The organism is Streptomyces sp. RKAG290 (genome assembly GCF_023701695.1).
Lineage (GTDB): Bacteria > Actinomycetota > Actinomycetes > Streptomycetales > Streptomycetaceae > Streptomyces.
Map to the genome: position 1 here is coordinate 837,105 of NZ_JAJOZC010000001.1, position 14,396 is coordinate 851,500.

The 14,396-nt window shown below is 71.9% G+C and carries 13 protein-coding genes and 1 pseudogene; 8 read left to right on the top strand and 6 right to left on the bottom strand.

The window, feature by feature from the left end:
• Positions 1 to 72 precede the first annotated feature (72 nt).
• From LNW71_RS03590 to LNW71_RS03600, 3 genes are all read left to right on the top strand, one after another.
• Complete coding sequence (locus tag LNW71_RS03590; RefSeq protein WP_250966883.1) at positions 73 to 1,527, top strand: glycosyl hydrolase; 1,455 nt, start codon at positions 73 to 75, stop codon at positions 1,525 to 1,527.
• A 98-nt stretch (positions 1,528 to 1,625) separates the two neighbouring features.
• Complete coding sequence (locus LNW71_RS03595) at positions 1,626 to 2,297, top strand: SGNH/GDSL hydrolase family protein (RefSeq protein ID WP_250966884.1); 672 nt, start codon at positions 1,626 to 1,628, stop codon at positions 2,295 to 2,297.
• Between the two features lie 72 nt (positions 2,298 to 2,369).
• Positions 2,370 to 3,443: a glycoside hydrolase family 43 protein gene (locus tag LNW71_RS03600; protein ID WP_250966885.1), complete on the top strand. Its 1,074-nt coding sequence runs from the start codon at positions 2,370 to 2,372 to the stop codon at positions 3,441 to 3,443.
• A gap of 56 nt (positions 3,444 to 3,499) precedes the next feature.
• Here LNW71_RS03600 and LNW71_RS03605 read toward each other — a convergent pair whose 3' ends face one another.
• Together LNW71_RS03605 and LNW71_RS03610 are read right to left on the bottom strand one after the other, a co-directional pair.
• Positions 3,500 to 5,110: an AMP-binding protein gene (locus LNW71_RS03605; protein ID WP_250966886.1), complete on the bottom strand. Its 1,611-nt coding sequence runs from the start codon at positions 5,108 to 5,110 to the stop codon at positions 3,500 to 3,502.
• Positions 5,107 to 6,783, bottom strand: a complete 1,677-nt coding sequence (locus tag LNW71_RS03610; protein ID WP_250966887.1) for an AMP-binding protein — start codon at positions 6,781 to 6,783, stop codon at positions 5,107 to 5,109. The genes LNW71_RS03605 and LNW71_RS03610 overlap by 4 nt, the downstream gene beginning before the upstream one ends.
• A 129-nt stretch (positions 6,784 to 6,912) precedes the next feature.
• Here LNW71_RS03610 and LNW71_RS03615 point away from each other — a divergent pair, with 129 nt between their 5' ends.
• Complete coding sequence (locus LNW71_RS03615) at positions 6,913 to 7,755, top strand: helix-turn-helix transcriptional regulator (RefSeq protein WP_250966888.1); 843 nt, start codon at positions 6,913 to 6,915, stop codon at positions 7,753 to 7,755.
• 44 nt (positions 7,756 to 7,799) lie between these two features.
• Here LNW71_RS03615 and LNW71_RS03620 read toward each other — a convergent pair.
• Positions 7,800 to 8,953 (bottom strand): annotated as a pseudogene (locus LNW71_RS03620) (winged helix DNA-binding domain-containing protein).
• A gap of 133 nt (positions 8,954 to 9,086) precedes the next feature.
• On the opposite strand from LNW71_RS03620, the gene LNW71_RS03625 reads away from it, so the two are divergent.
• Positions 9,087 to 9,968: a DMT family transporter gene (locus tag LNW71_RS03625; RefSeq protein ID WP_250966889.1), complete on the top strand. Its 882-nt coding sequence runs from the start codon at positions 9,087 to 9,089 to the stop codon at positions 9,966 to 9,968.
• Between the two features lie 53 nt (positions 9,969 to 10,021).
• On the opposite strand, the gene LNW71_RS03630 is transcribed toward LNW71_RS03625, so the two are convergent.
• The 3 genes from LNW71_RS03630 to LNW71_RS03640 all read right to left on the bottom strand — a co-directional run bounded on the left by LNW71_RS03630 (position 10,022) and on the right by LNW71_RS03640 (position 12,293).
• Positions 10,022 to 10,606, bottom strand: a complete 585-nt coding sequence (locus tag LNW71_RS03630) for a TerD family protein (RefSeq protein WP_250966890.1) — start codon at positions 10,604 to 10,606, stop codon at positions 10,022 to 10,024.
• Between the two features lie 101 nt (positions 10,607 to 10,707).
• On the bottom strand, positions 10,708 to 11,973 hold the full coding sequence (locus LNW71_RS03635; RefSeq protein ID WP_250966891.1) for a CaiB/BaiF CoA-transferase family protein: 1,266 nt from the start codon (positions 11,971 to 11,973) through the stop codon (positions 10,708 to 10,710).
• 89 nt (positions 11,974 to 12,062) lie between these two features.
• Positions 12,063 to 12,293 (bottom strand): DUF6296 family protein, encoded by a 231-nt coding sequence (locus LNW71_RS03640; protein ID WP_250966892.1) that lies wholly within the window; start codon positions 12,291 to 12,293, stop codon positions 12,063 to 12,065.
• Between the two features lie 235 nt (positions 12,294 to 12,528).
• Between LNW71_RS03640 and LNW71_RS03645 the strand changes: the two genes are divergently transcribed.
• The 3 genes from LNW71_RS03645 to LNW71_RS03655 all read left to right on the top strand — a co-directional run bounded on the left by LNW71_RS03645 (position 12,529) and on the right by LNW71_RS03655 (position 14,395).
• Entirely contained in the window at positions 12,529 to 12,981 is a 453-nt protein-coding gene (locus LNW71_RS03645; protein WP_250971889.1) for a DUF5709 domain-containing protein, read from the top strand.
• A gap of 86 nt (positions 12,982 to 13,067) precedes the next feature.
• Complete coding sequence (locus LNW71_RS03650; RefSeq protein WP_250966893.1) at positions 13,068 to 13,910, top strand: alpha/beta fold hydrolase; 843 nt, start codon at positions 13,068 to 13,070, stop codon at positions 13,908 to 13,910.
• Between the two features lie 119 nt (positions 13,911 to 14,029).
• Positions 14,030 to 14,395, top strand: coding sequence for a nuclear transport factor 2 family protein (locus LNW71_RS03655; RefSeq protein WP_250966894.1), 366 nt, complete (start codon positions 14,030 to 14,032; stop codon positions 14,393 to 14,395).
• Position 14,396 lies beyond the last annotated feature (1 nt).

Genomic DNA, 14,396 nt, shown 5'->3' on the forward strand with positions numbered 1-14,396 from the left:
CCCACGTCACGCTCCGAATCATGGGAGCGCTCCCGCATCCGGCTCGCCGTCTCCTCCACGAAGGGAATTCCCGTGCGCCACCCCCCACGCAGTACGGGGCGCCTGATCGTCGTCCCCCTCGCCGTGGCCCTGCTGGGAGCCACCGCCCTGCTGCCGTCCGCGCCGCCTGCCGCGGCGGCCGGTGGCGGGCCACTCACCGCCGAGGCCGAGAACGGAGTCCTGGACGGCGTGGCCGTCGGCTCCAGCCTGCCGGGACACTCCGGTTCCGGCTACGTCGAGGGCTTCGACGCCGCGACGGACAGCGTCCGGATACCACTGCCCGACACCCCTGCCGGTCTGTACGACCTGACGGTCCGCTACGCCTCCCCGAACGGCGACAAGCACACGACGGTGGACGTCAACGGGGCCGGTCCGGGCGATCTGGCGTTACCGGGCAGCTCCGGCTTCACCGACCTGCCGGCGGGCCGGGTCCTGCTCGACGACACCGGAAACGTCGTGACCGTGCACAGCAACTGGGGCTACTACGCCATCGACTCGGTCACCGTCACCCCCGCCGACGAGCGCCCTCCGCACCGGCTCGTCGGGGCCCCCGTCGATCCGGACGCCACGCCCGAGGCGCGGTCCCTGCTCTCCTACCTGGGCGACCACTACGGCACCGACACCCTCAGCGGCCAGCAGGACACCGCGAACATCGGGTGGCTGGAGCAGAACGTCGGAAAGGCCCCCGCGATCGCGGGCCTCGACCTGATGGACTACTCGCCGAGCAGGCAGGAGCACGGGGCCACCTCCCAGGAGGTGGAGCACGCCCTGGACTGGGACGCGCGCGGCGGCATCACCTCCTTCGTCTGGCACTGGAACGCCCCGTCCCACCTCGTCGACCAGCCCGGCAAGGAGTGGTGGCGCGGGTTCTACACCGACGCCACCACCTTCGACCTGGCCGCCGCCCTCGCCGATCCGCAGTCCGACGACTACCGGCTGCTGCTCAGGGACATCGACGCGATCTCGGCGCGGCTCGCCGTGCTGCAGGACGCCGGCGTGCCCGTCCTGTGGCGGCCGCTGCACGAGGCGGAGGGCGGCTGGTTCTGGTGGGGCGCCAAGGGACCGGGCCCGGCCAAGGAGCTGTACCGGCTGATGTATGACCGGATGGTCCGTCACAACGGGCTGCACCACCTGATCTGGGTGTGGAACTCCGTCGATCCCGCCTGGTACCCCGGCGACGACGTGGTGGACGTGGTGAGCGCCGACTCCTATCCCGCGGCGGGCGACCACGGGCCGGTCTCCGGGACCTACGACCGCCTGCTGTCGCTCACGGGCGACACCAAGCCGGCCGCGCTCGGCGAGGTCGGGGCCATCCCGGATCCCGCACTCATGCGGGCCTACCGCTCCGACTGGAGCTGGTTCGTCACCTGGGGCGGCGACTACCTGACGGACGGCGTCCACAACGCACCGGACTTCCTCAAGAAGGTCTACGACGACCCCCACGTCATCACCCTCGACACCGTGGGTGACTTCAAGCACCACAGCTGAGCACCGGACTCCCACCCCCCACACCACCTGGAGAACGCGATGCGTGTCTTACCCCTGCCCCGCTCCCTGCACATCCGGCGGCGCGCCGCCGCCGGGCTGTGCGTCTCGCTCGCCGCCGCCTGCGCGCTGACCCTCACCGGCGCGGTCTCCGCGCAGGCCGAGTCCAACGGCGGTCTGCGCATCATGCCGTTGGGCGACTCCATCACCGACGGCTTCAACGTGCCCGGCGGGTACCGCACGCCGTTGTGGCAGCACGCCGCGGCCGACGGGCGCGTCGACGACTTCGTCGGCTCCCAGTTCAACGGCCCCCGGAGCTGGGCGACCACGACCACGAGGGCCACTCGGGCTGGCGGATCGATGAGATCGACGCCCAGGTCACCGGCTGGGTGCGCGCCGCGCAGCCCCGCAGCGTGCTGCTCCACATCGGCACCAACGACGTGGTCCAGGACCGGGACATGCCCGGAGCACCGGCCCGGCTCTCCGCGCTGATCGACCACATCACGGCGGCCGCACCCGACGCGGACGTCTTCGTCAGCGACATCATCGTGCTCGCCGACCCCGTGCTGGAACAGCGTGCGCAGGCCTACAACGCGGCCGTGCCGGGGATAGTCGGCCAGTGGGCCGGACAGGGCCGGCACGTCCACTTCGTACCGATGCACGACGCGCTGTCCACGGCCGACCTGGCCGACGGGGTCCATCCCGACGCCGTCGGTTACGCGGCGATGGCGAACCGCTGGTACGCCGCCCTGACCGCGGGGCCCTGGATCTGACGACACCCGGGGCCGGCCGCCGGCCGGCCCCCGGCGCACCGCCAACCCCCTCCCCCACCCTGGAGGCACCTCGTGCACGCACCGCATCCCCCCACCCCGCCCCGTCCGCGCACCGCCCGCCGTCGGCTGCTGCTGCGACCGCTGTCGGCCGCGCTGCTCCTCCTGGGCGCGGCACTGTGCGTACCCGGTGGAGCGGCCGCCGCCCAGCCCGTGGCCGCCGCCGCGGGCGCGTTCACCAACCCGGTCCGTGAGGGCGCCGCCGATCCGTACCTCACCTGGTCGGACGGGCAGTACTACCTCACGTACACGCAGGGCGACCATGTGGGCATCGTCGCCTCACCCACTCTCGCCGGGCTGCACGACGCCCCGGAGCATGAGGTGTTCCGGGACGCGGCGCCGGACCGCTGCTGCAACGTCTGGGCGCCGGAGCTCCACAGGTCGGGGGGCCGCTGGTACCTGTACTACGGCGCCGACAACGGGGACATCGGACAGCACCGCATCCACGTCCTGGAGGGCGGGGCGAACCCGCTCGACCCGTACACCTACAAGGGCGAGCTGAATCCCGGTGACTACAACCCGGGCATCGACTCGGACGTGCTGGAGATCAACGGCGCCTCCTACCTCCTCTGGTCGGGCTGGGACCCGGACGGCCAGGACCTGTTCATCGCCAGGATGGCGAGTCCCTGGGAGCTGACGGGACCGCGCAGCAAGATCTCGGTGCCCACGCACGACTGGGAGGTCGTCGGCGGCGCCGTGAACGAGGGCCCCGCCGTCCTCCAGCACGACGGCCGCACCTTCGTGGCCTTCTCCGCGAGCCAGTGCCACACCCCGGACTACAAGCTGGGGCTGCTGACGCTGGCCGGAGGCGACCCGCTCGACCCGGCGGCCTGGTCCAAGTCGGAGCAGCCCGTCTTCACCAGGAACGACGCGGCCGGCGTGTTCGGGCCCGGCCACAACAGCTTCTTCACCTCGCCGGACGGCAGCGAGACGTACAACGCGTACCACGCCACCGCCGATCCGGCCGGAAGCTGCGGCGGCGACCGCTCGCTGCGCGTGCAGAAGGTGGACTGGCGGGCCGACGGCACACCGGACTTCGGTGTGCCGTCGGCCCCCGGCGCCGCGCTGCCCGCGCCTGCCGGGGAGTAGCGGGCGGGCCCGGTACTCGACGGGGGGGTGTCCGGCCGGTGGCCGCCGGGCACTCCTCAGGACGGGCGGAAGTTCTCCCGCAGTTCGATCTTCCGGACCTTGCCGCTGACCGTCATCGGGAAGGCGTCGAGAATCCGCAGCAGGCGCGGGACCTTGTAGTGCGACAGCTGCCCGCGGCAGAACTCCGTGATCTCCTCCAGCGCCGGCGGGTCCGCCGGGTCGGCGGGAATGACGCAGGCCAGGATCTCCTCGCCGTACCTCTCGTCCGGCACCCCCACCACCTGCACGTCCGCGATCTTGGGGTGGCCGTAGAGGAACTCCTCGATCTCGCGCGGGTAGACGTTCTCACCACCGCGGATGATCATGTCCTTGATCCGGCCGACGATCTGCACGTAGCCGTCCTCCCGCATCACCGCGAGGTCGCCGGTGTGCATCCAGCGGCCCGCGTCGATCACTTCGGCGGTCCGCTCGGGCTGTTCCCAGTAGCCGAGCATCACGCTGTAGCCGCGGGTGCAGAGCTCGCCCGACGCACCGCGCTCCAGCGTCACCCCGGTCGCCGGGTCGACGACCTTGACCTCGATGTGCGGCATCACCCGGCCGACGGTGCCGGTGCGCCGCTCCAGGTCGTCGTCCCGGCGGGTCTGGGTGGAGACCGGGGAGGTCTCCGTCATCCCGTAACAGATGGACACCTCGTCCATGTGCATCTCGGCGACCACCCGCTTCATCACCTCGACCGGGCAGGGCGATCCGGCCATGATGCCGGTGCGCAGGGAGGAGAGGTCGTACGAGGCGAAGCCGGGGAGGTTCAGCTCCGCGATGAACATGGTGGGGACCCCGTAGAGCGAGGTGCAGCGCTCCTGCTGGACGGCGGCCAGCACGGCAGCGGGTTCGAACGCGGGGGCCGGGATCACGATGCAGGCGCCGTGGGAGGTGATGCCGAGGTTGCCCATGACCATGCCGAAGCAGTGGTAGAAGGGGACCGGCAGACAGACCCGGTCCAGCTCGGTGTAGGCGACCAGCTCTCCCACGAAGTAGCCGTTGTTGAGGATGTTGTGGTGGGAGAGGGTGGCTCCCTTGGGAAAGCCCGTGGTGCCCGAGGTGTACTGGATGTTGATTGGGTCGTCGCAGGACAACTCCGCCTCGCGCACGGCGAGTTGTTCGGGGGTGACCGATCCGGCGACGGCGGTCAGCTCGTCCCAGGAAGGGGCGCCGATGTAGTGCACGGCGCGCAGTGCGGGGCAGTTGGCGCGGACCTCGTCGACCAGGGCCCGGTAGTCGCTGGTGCGGTGCGAGAGCGAGGAGACCAGCAGCGAGATCCCGGCCTGCTTCAGTACGTACTCCAGCTCGTGCGCCCGGTACGCGGGGTTGATGTTGACCATGACGGCGCCGATGCGGGCGGTGGCGTACTGGACGAGCACCCACTCGGGGCAGTTGACCGCCCAGATGCCGACCCGGTCACCCTTGGCCACCCCCGACGCCATCAGCGCACGGGCCAGCTCCTCGACGTCCGCCCCGAATTCGGCGTAAGTCCAGCGCCGCCCCGAGGCCACGTCGACCAGTGCCTCGCGGTCCGCGAACGCGTCGAGCGCCCGGTCGAGGTTGCGTCCGATGGTGTCGCCGAGCAGGGCCGTGGTGCCGGTGCCGTGGGCGTAGGAGAGCCCGGTCATGTCAGGTCCCCCTCGGCGTACTCGGTGCCCGCGCCCCGGGCCGTGGCCTCGCGCAGCTCGATCCGGCGGATCTTGCCGGAGACGGTCTTGGGCAGCTCGGCGAACTCCAGCCGCCGGATCCGCTTGTACGGGGCGAGGACGGCGCGGGAGTGGGCGAAGAGCGCCTTGGCCGTCTCGGGGCCGGGCTCCCAGCCCTCGGCGAGCACGACGTACGCCTTCGGCACGGCGAGCCGTACCGGGTCCGGGGCCGGCACGACCGCGGCCTCGGCGACGGCCTCGTGCTCCAGCAGGGCGCTCTCCAGCTCGAACGGCGAGATCTTGTAGTCGGAGGCCTTGAAGACGTCGTCGGCGCGGCCGATGTAGGTGATGTAGCCCTCCTCGTCGCGCGAGCCGATGTCCCCGGTGCGGTAGTAGCCGCCGGCCATGGCCTCGGCCGTACGGTCCGGGTCGCCGTGGTAGCCGGTCATCAGACCGACCGGGTGGGCCGACAGGTCGAGGGAGATCTCTCCCTCGACGGCGCCGGGCTCCCCGCTGACCGGGTCGAGCAGGACGACCTTGAAGCCGGGGCTGGGACGCCCCATGGAGCCGGGCTTCAGCACCTGGCCGGGGGTGTTGGCGACCTGGACGGCCGTCTCCGTCTGGCCGAAGCCGTCCCGGATGGTGACGCCCCAGGCGCGCCGGACCGTCTCGATGACCTCCGGGTTGAGCGGTTCGCCCGCCGCGACGACCTCGCGCGGCGGGGTCTTCAGCTGGGAGAGGTCGGCCTGGATGAGCATCCGCCAGACGGTGGGCGGCGCGCAGAAGCTGGTGATGGCGGAGCGGTCCATCTCGGCCATCAGCCGGGCCGCGTCGAAGCGGGTGTAGTTGAAGATGAAGACGGTCGCCTCGGCGCTCCACGGGGCGAAGAGGTTGGACCAGGCGTGCTTGGCCCAGCCGGGCGAGGAGATGTTGAGGTGGACGTCGCCTGGCTTCAGCCCGATCCAGTACATCGTCGACAAGTGGCCCACGGGGTAGGAGACATGGGTGTGCTCGACGAGTTTGGGACTGGCGGTCGTGCCCGAGGTGAAGTAGAGCATCAGAGGTTCGTCGGCGTCGGTCTCGCGGTCCGCCGTGAAGGTCTTCGGCTGCTCGTCCGCGCCGGTGTAGGAGAGCCAGCCGGCGGTGTCCGCCCCGACGCAGATCCGGGTGTAGCCGCCGGGCACCTCGTCGAACTTGGCGGTGTCGGCGTCCCGGACCAGCACATGGCGGACCCGGCCGCGCTCGACCCGGTCGCGCAGGTCGGCCGGGCCCAGCAGCGGGGTCGCCGGGATGACGACGGCGCGCAGCTTCATCGCGGCGAGGGCGGTCTCCCACAGCTCGGCCTGGTTGCCGAGCATGACGAGGATCCGGTCGCCCTCCCGTACGCCCTGCGCGCGCAGCCAGTTCGCGGCCTGGTTGGAGCGGGCCGACATCTCGGCGAAGGACATCTCTGTGCGTGCGCCGTCCTCCTCCACGATGTGCAGGGCGGTGCGGTCGTTGTCCTGCGCGATGACGTCGAACCAGTCCAGCGCCCAGTTGAAGTGGTCGCTGCGGGGCCAGCGGAAACCCTCGTAGGCCGCGCCGTAGTCCTCGCGGTGCCGCAGCAGAAAGTCCCGGGCGGCCCGGAACGTCTCCGTCGCACTGGTTGCCGACATGTGCCCTCCTCATTGCGGACCGGACCGGTCTCTTAACATGATGTAAACAGTGACCCAGGTCTCACCACCCCCGAACGGGGGTGCTGCGGGGAGGGCTGAACCCGCGGGGCCGGGCAGAGAGGCGTCATCGTGCCGGAATCCGTCGATGCGGTCGAGATGCAAGCCGCGCTGCTGCGGCTGCGCCGGACGAGCGGACTGCCCGTGGCGTTCGGAGGGCTGCTCTCCGACACCCGCCACGCCAGGATCGCCGAGCTGAACGGGGCGCACACCACGGCTCTGCGCGGGCTCGTGATCTCGGCGGGCAGCGGACTCGGCGGCAAGTCCATCGCACTGTCCCGGCCCTGCGCGGTGACCGACTACCACTCCTCGCGCCACATCAGCCACGAGTACGACACGGCCGTGGCCGCCGAGGGCCTGCGCTCGGTGGTCGCCGTTCCCGTCGTCGTCCGGCGCAAGGTGCGGGGCGTGCTGTACGGGGCGCTGCGCGAGCCCCTCACGCTCGGGGACCGCACCTTCGACGCGGCTGTCGCGGCGGCCCGCGACGTGGAGCAGGCGCTGGCCGTCCGGGACGAGGTGCAGCAGCTGCTCTCCGTGACCCGCGAGGAGGTGACCGACCCGCGGACCGCCCCCGGGGCCTGGGAGGACGTCCGCGAGGCGCACCGCGAACTGCGCGCCCTGGTGCCCAAGGTCCTCGACCCGGCGCTGCGCGACGAGCTGCTCACGGTGTGCGGGCGGCTCGCGTCCGCGGCGGGCACCCGGGTGCCCAGGGAGCGGGAGGTCCAGCTGGCGCCGCGCGAGGTCGACGTCCTCGCCTGTGTCGCGGCGGGCGCGACGAACGCGGTGGCGGCGGACCGGCTCGGGCTGCGGCCGGAGACGGTGAAGGGGTATCTGCGCGCGGCGATGCGCAAGCTCGGTGCGCACACCCGGCTGGAGGCGGTCGTCGCGGCCCGGCGGGCGGGGCTGCTGCCGTAGGGTCTTTCGATCCGAACGAGAGGCCCTGGTCAGGGCGGCGGCCGTCAGCCGAAGTCGAGGAACTCGGCGAAGCGGATGTCGTATCCGCTGCCGTCGGTGGTGGCCCGCGTCATCACCCGGAGCATGGCCACGGCCTCCTCGGTGACGGCGTCGCGCTCGGCCGCGCCGAGCCGGCGCAGCCCCTGCACGGTGACAACCGTCGGCGCGCCGCCCCGTCCCGCGTCCAGCCGCCAGAGCGCGGCGAGGAAGCCGTCGACCAGCACGCTCCCGTAGGTCTGGTTGCCCACGCCGTTGCGCCCCTTGAACCGTGGCGGGATGACGCGGGTGCGGTCCGCGTGGCCGAGCAGCACGTTGTCGAACTCCGGCAGGAGGCGCGGCGGGGCGGGGGTGTCCTCGTCGGGGCGCGGGGCGTCGGGCAGGTCGAAGAGCTCGACGCCGTTCTCGTCCCTGAAGGTGACCAGTTGCGGGCGGAGCCGTTCGAAGACCTCCCGCAGCCGGGTCAGGCCGGCCCACATCTGCATGTCCTTCACCGAAGCGGGCCCGAAGGCGCCGAGGTAGCGCAGCACGGTGGCGTCGGGCGCGGGCACCGGCCCGGAGGTCCGGCCGAGCCAGTGCTCGGCGGTGGTCAGTGCGACCTGGCCGCTCTTTCCCCACACCCCCGCGGGGTGACCTGGACCAGTGGCAGCACACAGCGGGCGGCCACGGTCAGCGCCTGCGGGTCCGCCTCCGGCCACTCGGTGAGCAGCGTCTCGCGGATCTCCTTCGGAGTGCGGGGCGCCTCCTCCAGGTACGCCCTGGCGAGGTCCCGCAGCCGGTCCAGGTCCACGCCCACGAGCCGCTTCCGGAACATCCTCAGCTCCCGGTCGCGGGCCGCCTGGACGAGGGGGCGCAGGCTGAGGGCGTCGTCCGCGGTGTGGGTGTGGATGGTGGAGCGCAGCGTGACGATGCGGACCACCTCGCGGGACTCCATCAGCGCGGCGAGCTCGGCCGGGTCGAACCCCTCCAGCCTGGCCAGGAGCTGGTAGTACGGCGGCTTGGTGTTCTGCGCCTGGAGTCCGACGAGGTGCGCCACCGCGTCCCTGGCGGACATCGCGCCGCGGCGCAGCAGCAGTTGGCGCTCCAGGGTCGCGCGCCCGAGGGCCCGCGGCGAGAGCACTGCGGGGACGGCAGCTGCGGAGGTCTTCTTCTTCACGGCCATGGTAGGCACGCTACGCGGCCATGCGGCCGGATCCTGTCCTGATTGCGCAGCCCCGCTCGCACCTGTCGTGGGCCGCCATGCCGCAGGGCGGCGGGACCCGGGTTCGGGCGGCCGCCGCCCGCATCATGGACCGGTGATCAGCGTCCTGTTCGCCGTCCTGACCGCCCTCAGCAACGGCGCCGCCTCCGTCCTGCAGCGCCGCGCCGCCCTCAACGTCCCCGACAGCGAAGCGATGCGGGTGTCGCTGATCGGCCATCTGCTGCGCCAGAAGGTGTGGCTCGCGGGGATCGCCCTGGTGGTCGTCGCGGCCGTCTGCCAGGCGGTGGCGCTGGCCACCGGGCCGATCGCGGTGGTCCAGCCGATCTTCGTGATCGAACTGCCCGCGACGCTGCTCATGGCGGGGTTCGTGATGCGGGTGCGGCTGCCCCGGGCGGTCTGGTTCTCGGTGGCCGCCGTGACGGCCGGGCTGGCCCTCGGCATGGCCTCGGCCGCACCGGGCGGCGGCACCGCGACGGTGCACGGGGCGGCCTGGATTCCGGCACTGCTCCTGACCGGCCTCTTCGAGGCGGCCCTGATCGCGGGGGCGCTCGCCACCCGCGGCAACCCCCGGGCCGCCCTGCTCGGCCTGGCCGCCGCCGCCGGGTACGCGCTCACCGCGGCGCTCATGAAGGACGCCATGGCGCGGCTCAGCGACGGTGACGGGGTGGTGGCGCTCCTCGGGTCCTGGCAGCTCTACGCCACCGCCACGGCGGGCGTCGGCGCGCTCTTCCTCCTCCAGAACGCCCTCCAGGCGGGCACGCTGGTGGCGGTCCAGCCGTGCCTGACCCTGGGCGACGCCATGATCAGCGTCCTGTACGGGGTGACCCTGTTCGGCGAGGAGCTGCGCACCGGCTGGTGGCTGGTCCCCGAACTGCTGGCGCTCGCCCTGATCGCCGCGGGCTGTGTCGAACTGGCGCGTTCACCGCTGGCCTCCGGCAACGCCACGGCCCCGTCCCGTGTGCGCCGGGTGAAGTGACCACTGGGCGTACAGGACGGGGCCGGGTCAAGGAACTCGCTTCCGGCTGCCGCCTACTTGCTCACGGCGAAACGCATCAGGGCCTGCTCGTCGCCCTGCTTGATCTTGCCGGTCTCGTTGATCACCTCGAGCTTCCAGCTCCCGCCGACGCGGAACGCCTTGGCCACGGCGCAGCCGTTGTCGTTGCTGAGCAGGCTCGGCCAGATGTCGGCGACCTGCTGGGTGGTGCCGCCCGTCGCGTCGTAGACCTTGAAGCTGATGTTGCGCGCGCTCTGGAAGGAGCTGTGCTTCTTGTACGCGGCGGCGATGAAGACGATGGAGGTGATGTTGGTCGGCACCCGGCCGAAGTCGACGGTCACGGTCTCGTCGTCGCCGTCACCACGCCCGGTCTGGTTGTCGCCGCTGTGCGCCAGCGAGCCGTTGCCCAGCGGGTCCAGGGAGTCCAGCCCGGCCAGTCGCACCGGCTCCGCGCCCTGCATCGCGATGGCGATGAGGTCGAGGTCGGTGCCCTTCTTCTGGCGGAGCTTCCCGATCAGGCCGCCACTGGCGCCGACAGTCGGATCCCAGGACACCCCGATGGACAGATGGGTCACCCCGTCCAGATCCGCCGGGCCGTCTTCCTTCTTCAACGTGATCATGCGTGATCCTCTTCGTGGCGAGATTCCTACAGCTTGAGTGTGCCTGGTGTCCTCCGCATCCAGCCCACCAGGGGCAAAATTTCGACCAAGTGTTTGACGCCTCAAGATGAATTGTCCTGCCCCGGCACGATGTCTCCGGACGTGTCCACGTGATACGGGTCCGGGCGGTCCACGACTCCCCGGGCGCACAGGCGCTCGATGTCGGCGGGGCCGCGGCCCAGGCCGGCGAGGATCTGCGCGGTGTGCCGGCCCGCCGCCGGGACCGGGTCCATGCGCGGGGTGACCCCGCCGAGGTCCACCGGCGGCAGGAGCGCCTGCACCGGGCCCGGGGCGCCGGGCACGGAGATATCGCGCCAGCGCTCGCGCTCCGCGAGTGCCGGATGCTCAAGGAACTCCGCGACGGAGTTCACGCCGGCGTGGGCGATGCCCGCCGCCTCCAGGAGCTCCATGCCCTCCTCGCTGCCGAGGCGGGCGAACCGTGCGGCGACGATCGCGTTGAGCTCCTCGCGGTGGGCGACCCGGTCCGGGCCGGTGGCGAACCGGGGCTCGTCGACGAGTTCCGGCCGGCCGAGGACGGTGGCGCACAGGGCGGCCCACTCCCGTTCGTTCTGGACGGAGAGCATCACGTCCTTGCCGTCCGCGGCGGTGAACGGGCCGTACGGGGCGATGGTGGCGTGCTGTGCGCCGACCCGCGGCGGCTGGGTGCCGCCGTAGCGCGTGTAGTACGCGGGCTGGCTCATCCACTCGGCGAGCGCGTCGAAGAGGGAGATCTCCACGGTGGGGGCCCGGCCGGTGGTGGCCCGGGTGAAGAGGGCGGACAGGATGCCGCTGTAGGCGTACATCCCGCCGGCGATGTCCGCGACGGAGATGCCCGAGCGGGCGGGTTCGTCGGGCGAGCCGGTGAGGGAGAGCAGCCCGGTCTGGCACTGGATCAGGAGGTCGTACGCCTTGCGTCCGGACCACGAACCGCTGGTGCCGTAGCCGCTGACCGTGCAGGGGATGAGGGAGGGGTGACGGGCCTGGAGCTCGGCCGCGCCCAGTCCCATCCGGTCGGCCGCGCCCGGGGCGAGGTTCTGCACGAACACATCGGCGCCGGCGAGGAGTTCGTCGAGGATCTCGCGCCCCTCGGGTGCTTTGAGATCCAGCGTCAGCGACTCCTTGGAGCGGTTGAGCCAGACGAAATAGCTCGCCTGGCCGTGCACGGTGGTGTCGTAGCGGCGGGCGAAGTCACCGCCGCCGGGACGCTCGACCTTGATGACGCGGGCGCCGAGGTCGGCCAGCTGACGGGTGGCGAAGGGCGCCGCGACAGCCTGTTCCAGGCTGACGACGGTGATGCCCGCGAGCGGAAGCGGAAACGGTGGGGTCATGGCCACATCCTCCCGGGGCGTTCCTGCCGGGAGGATGCCGGTTCACCCGCGGGCGCGGCGGCTCACGGGCCCTTCGACGGGCCGCGGGCTCACACGGTCGGTTCCCGCACCACCAGCGGGGTGCCGAGGAGCTGGTGCCCGCCGCTGGCGAGCATGCGTACCTCGCCCCGCTCGCTGATCTCCGCGCGGACGATCCCGGTCTCGTCCTCGTATACCGGGTATCCGCCGGCGCCGGACCTGGCCGTCCGCCGGACGGTCACCGTGTCGTCCTGCACCGCGGACGACTGAAACACCAGCTGGTAGCTCTCCGGGTATTCCATGACGCCTCTCCCTGCCGGTCTCCCTGCGTGTGCGCTCTGCTTTGGCCAGCACCTTCCATCGTCTCTCAGACCGGCCGCACCCGCCCGCCGGAGCCGCACGGCTGCAGGCCCGCCCTCCGGCCACCTATCCTGAAGGGGTACGGGAAGTTCGAAGGCACTTGGGCTGTTATGCCGCCTTCTCCCGCGTCGTACGGTAGGCATGACCGGGATCCCCGACATCGGGAAGGGACTCATCATGAAGGATGCCGACCGGGGCGACGACGTCTACCAGCCCCAGCAGCCGGAGGCCTCTGACCCCGCCGACCTGCTCGACGTGGAAGACACCCTGGACAACCGCCGCCTCACCGACGCCCTCGACGAGGGGTACTCCCCGCCCGAGCGGCCGTGGGCGGTGGAGGACCGGGGCACCACCGCGTCCGAGCAGCACAGCGGGGAGACGCTGGACAGCCGGCTGGCCCGGGAGCTGCCCGAGGCCGCCGACCCGGCCGGCGACGGCGTGGGCGACAAGTCCGACGGGGACGGCGAGCCCTGGGACGCCGAGGTCGGGACCGTGCGCGCCGGACGGCTCACCCGGGAGCTGGACCTGGACGAGCCGGACAGCATGGCGGGCGAGGACGTCGGCGTCGACGGAGCCGCGGCATCCGCCGAGGAAGCGGCCATGCACGTCATCGCGGACCCCCAGGCGTAGCCGTCAGCGTGGTCAGGGGACCCGCCGCGCGCCCCCGGCCGCCCCCGGCCCGTCCGCGCGGCACCACCGGACCTTGGGAGAGCGACATGCCGTACATCACCGTCGGCCGGGAGAACTCCGCCGACATCGAGCTGTACTACGAGGACCACGGGGCGGGCAGGCCCGTCGTCCTGATCCACGGGTTCCCGCTGAGCGGGGCGTCGTGGGAGAAGCAGCTCCCGGTCCTGCTCGGCGCCGGGTACCGCGTGATCACCTACGACCGGCGCGGCTTCGGCCGGTCGAGCAGGCCCACCACCGGATACGACTACGACACGTTCGCCGCGGACCTGAGCGCCGTACTGGAGACGCTCGACCTGGAGGACGTGGTGCTGACCGGGTTCTCCATGGGGACCGGGGAGGTCACCCGCTACCTCGGCAACCACGGCTCCCGGCGGGTCGGCCTGGCGGTGCTGGTGGCCCCCGTGCCGCCGTTCCTGCTGAAGGCGGACGACAACCCCGAAGGCGTCGACCAAAGCGTCTTCGACGGGATCATGAGCGCCATCGAGCGGGACCGGCCCGGCTATCTGACGGACTTCCTCGACGCCTTCAACAACACCGACAAGCTCGGCGGCACCAGGATCAGCGACCAGGCGCTGCGGCTCCAGTGGAACGTCGCGGCGGACGCCTCGGCCCACGCCACGCTGGCGTGCGTACCGACGTGGCTGACCGACTTCCGCGACGACCTGCCGAAGAACGACGTACCGACGCTGGTCGTGCAGGGCGACGAGGACCGCATCCTGCCCATCGACTCCACCGGGCGGCGGCTGCCGGACCTCATCCGCGACAGCCGTCTGGTGGAGATCCCGGGCGGTCCGCACAACATCAGCTGGACCCATGCCGAGGAGCTGAACACCGCGCTGCTCGGGTTCCTGGACGAGCACCGTCGCTGACCGGCCCTGATCCCCTTACCCCGGAGGTAATCGACGCCTCCGGGGTACGTCGGACATCGTGTTCCTCAGAAGGACAAGCGCACTCGGCCCCCGGCCGGGGCCGACGAGAGGACCGCACGATGACCGCATACGACGAGGCCGTCCAGCGCTACTTCGCCGCCTGGAACGCCAGCCCCGAGGAGCTGGACAAGGCCGTCGCCGCGGCGTTCACCGAGGACGCCGGCTACACCGACCCGCTGGCCGACGTACGGGGACACGAGGCGCTGGCGGCCGCCATCGGTGGCGCGCAGCAGCAGTTCCCCGGCTTCTCCTTCCAGCTGTCGGGCGCCGTCGACGGGCACCATGCCCTGGCCCGCTTCAGCTGGGAGCTGGTCGCCGCGGCCGACGGCTCGGCGCCCGTCGCCGGCTCGGACGTGATCACCCTCGCCGACGACGGACGGATCGGCTCGGTCAGCGGATTCCTGGACCGGGTCCCGACCGCCTGAC

Bases quoted from the DNA above. Each gene is read 5' to 3' on its own strand.
- LNW71_RS03655 (WP_250966894.1), top strand. From the start codon at position 14,030: ATGACCGCATACGACGAGGCCGTCCAGCGCTACTTCGCCGCCTGGAAC.
- LNW71_RS03650 (WP_250966893.1), top strand. From the start codon at position 13,068: ATGCCGTACATCACCGTCGGCCGGGAGAACTCCGCCGACATCGAGCTG.
- LNW71_RS03635 (WP_250966891.1), bottom strand. From the start codon at position 11,973: ATGACCCCACCGTTTCCGCTTCCGCTCGCGGGCATCACCGTCGTCAGC.
- LNW71_RS03645 (WP_250971889.1), top strand. From the start codon at position 12,529: ATGAAGGATGCCGACCGGGGCGACGACGTCTACCAGCCCCAGCAGCCG.
- LNW71_RS03610 (WP_250966887.1), bottom strand. From the start codon at position 6,783: ATGTCGGCAACCAGTGCGACGGAGACGTTCCGGGCCGCCCGGGACTTT.
- LNW71_RS03605 (WP_250966886.1), bottom strand. From the start codon at position 5,110: ATGACCGGGCTCTCCTACGCCCACGGCACCGGCACCACGGCCCTGCTC.
- LNW71_RS03630 (WP_250966890.1), bottom strand. From the start codon at position 10,606: ATGATCACGTTGAAGAAGGAAGACGGCCCGGCGGATCTGGACGGGGTG.
- LNW71_RS03640 (WP_250966892.1), bottom strand. From the start codon at position 12,293: ATGGAATACCCGGAGAGCTACCAGCTGGTGTTTCAGTCGTCCGCGGTG.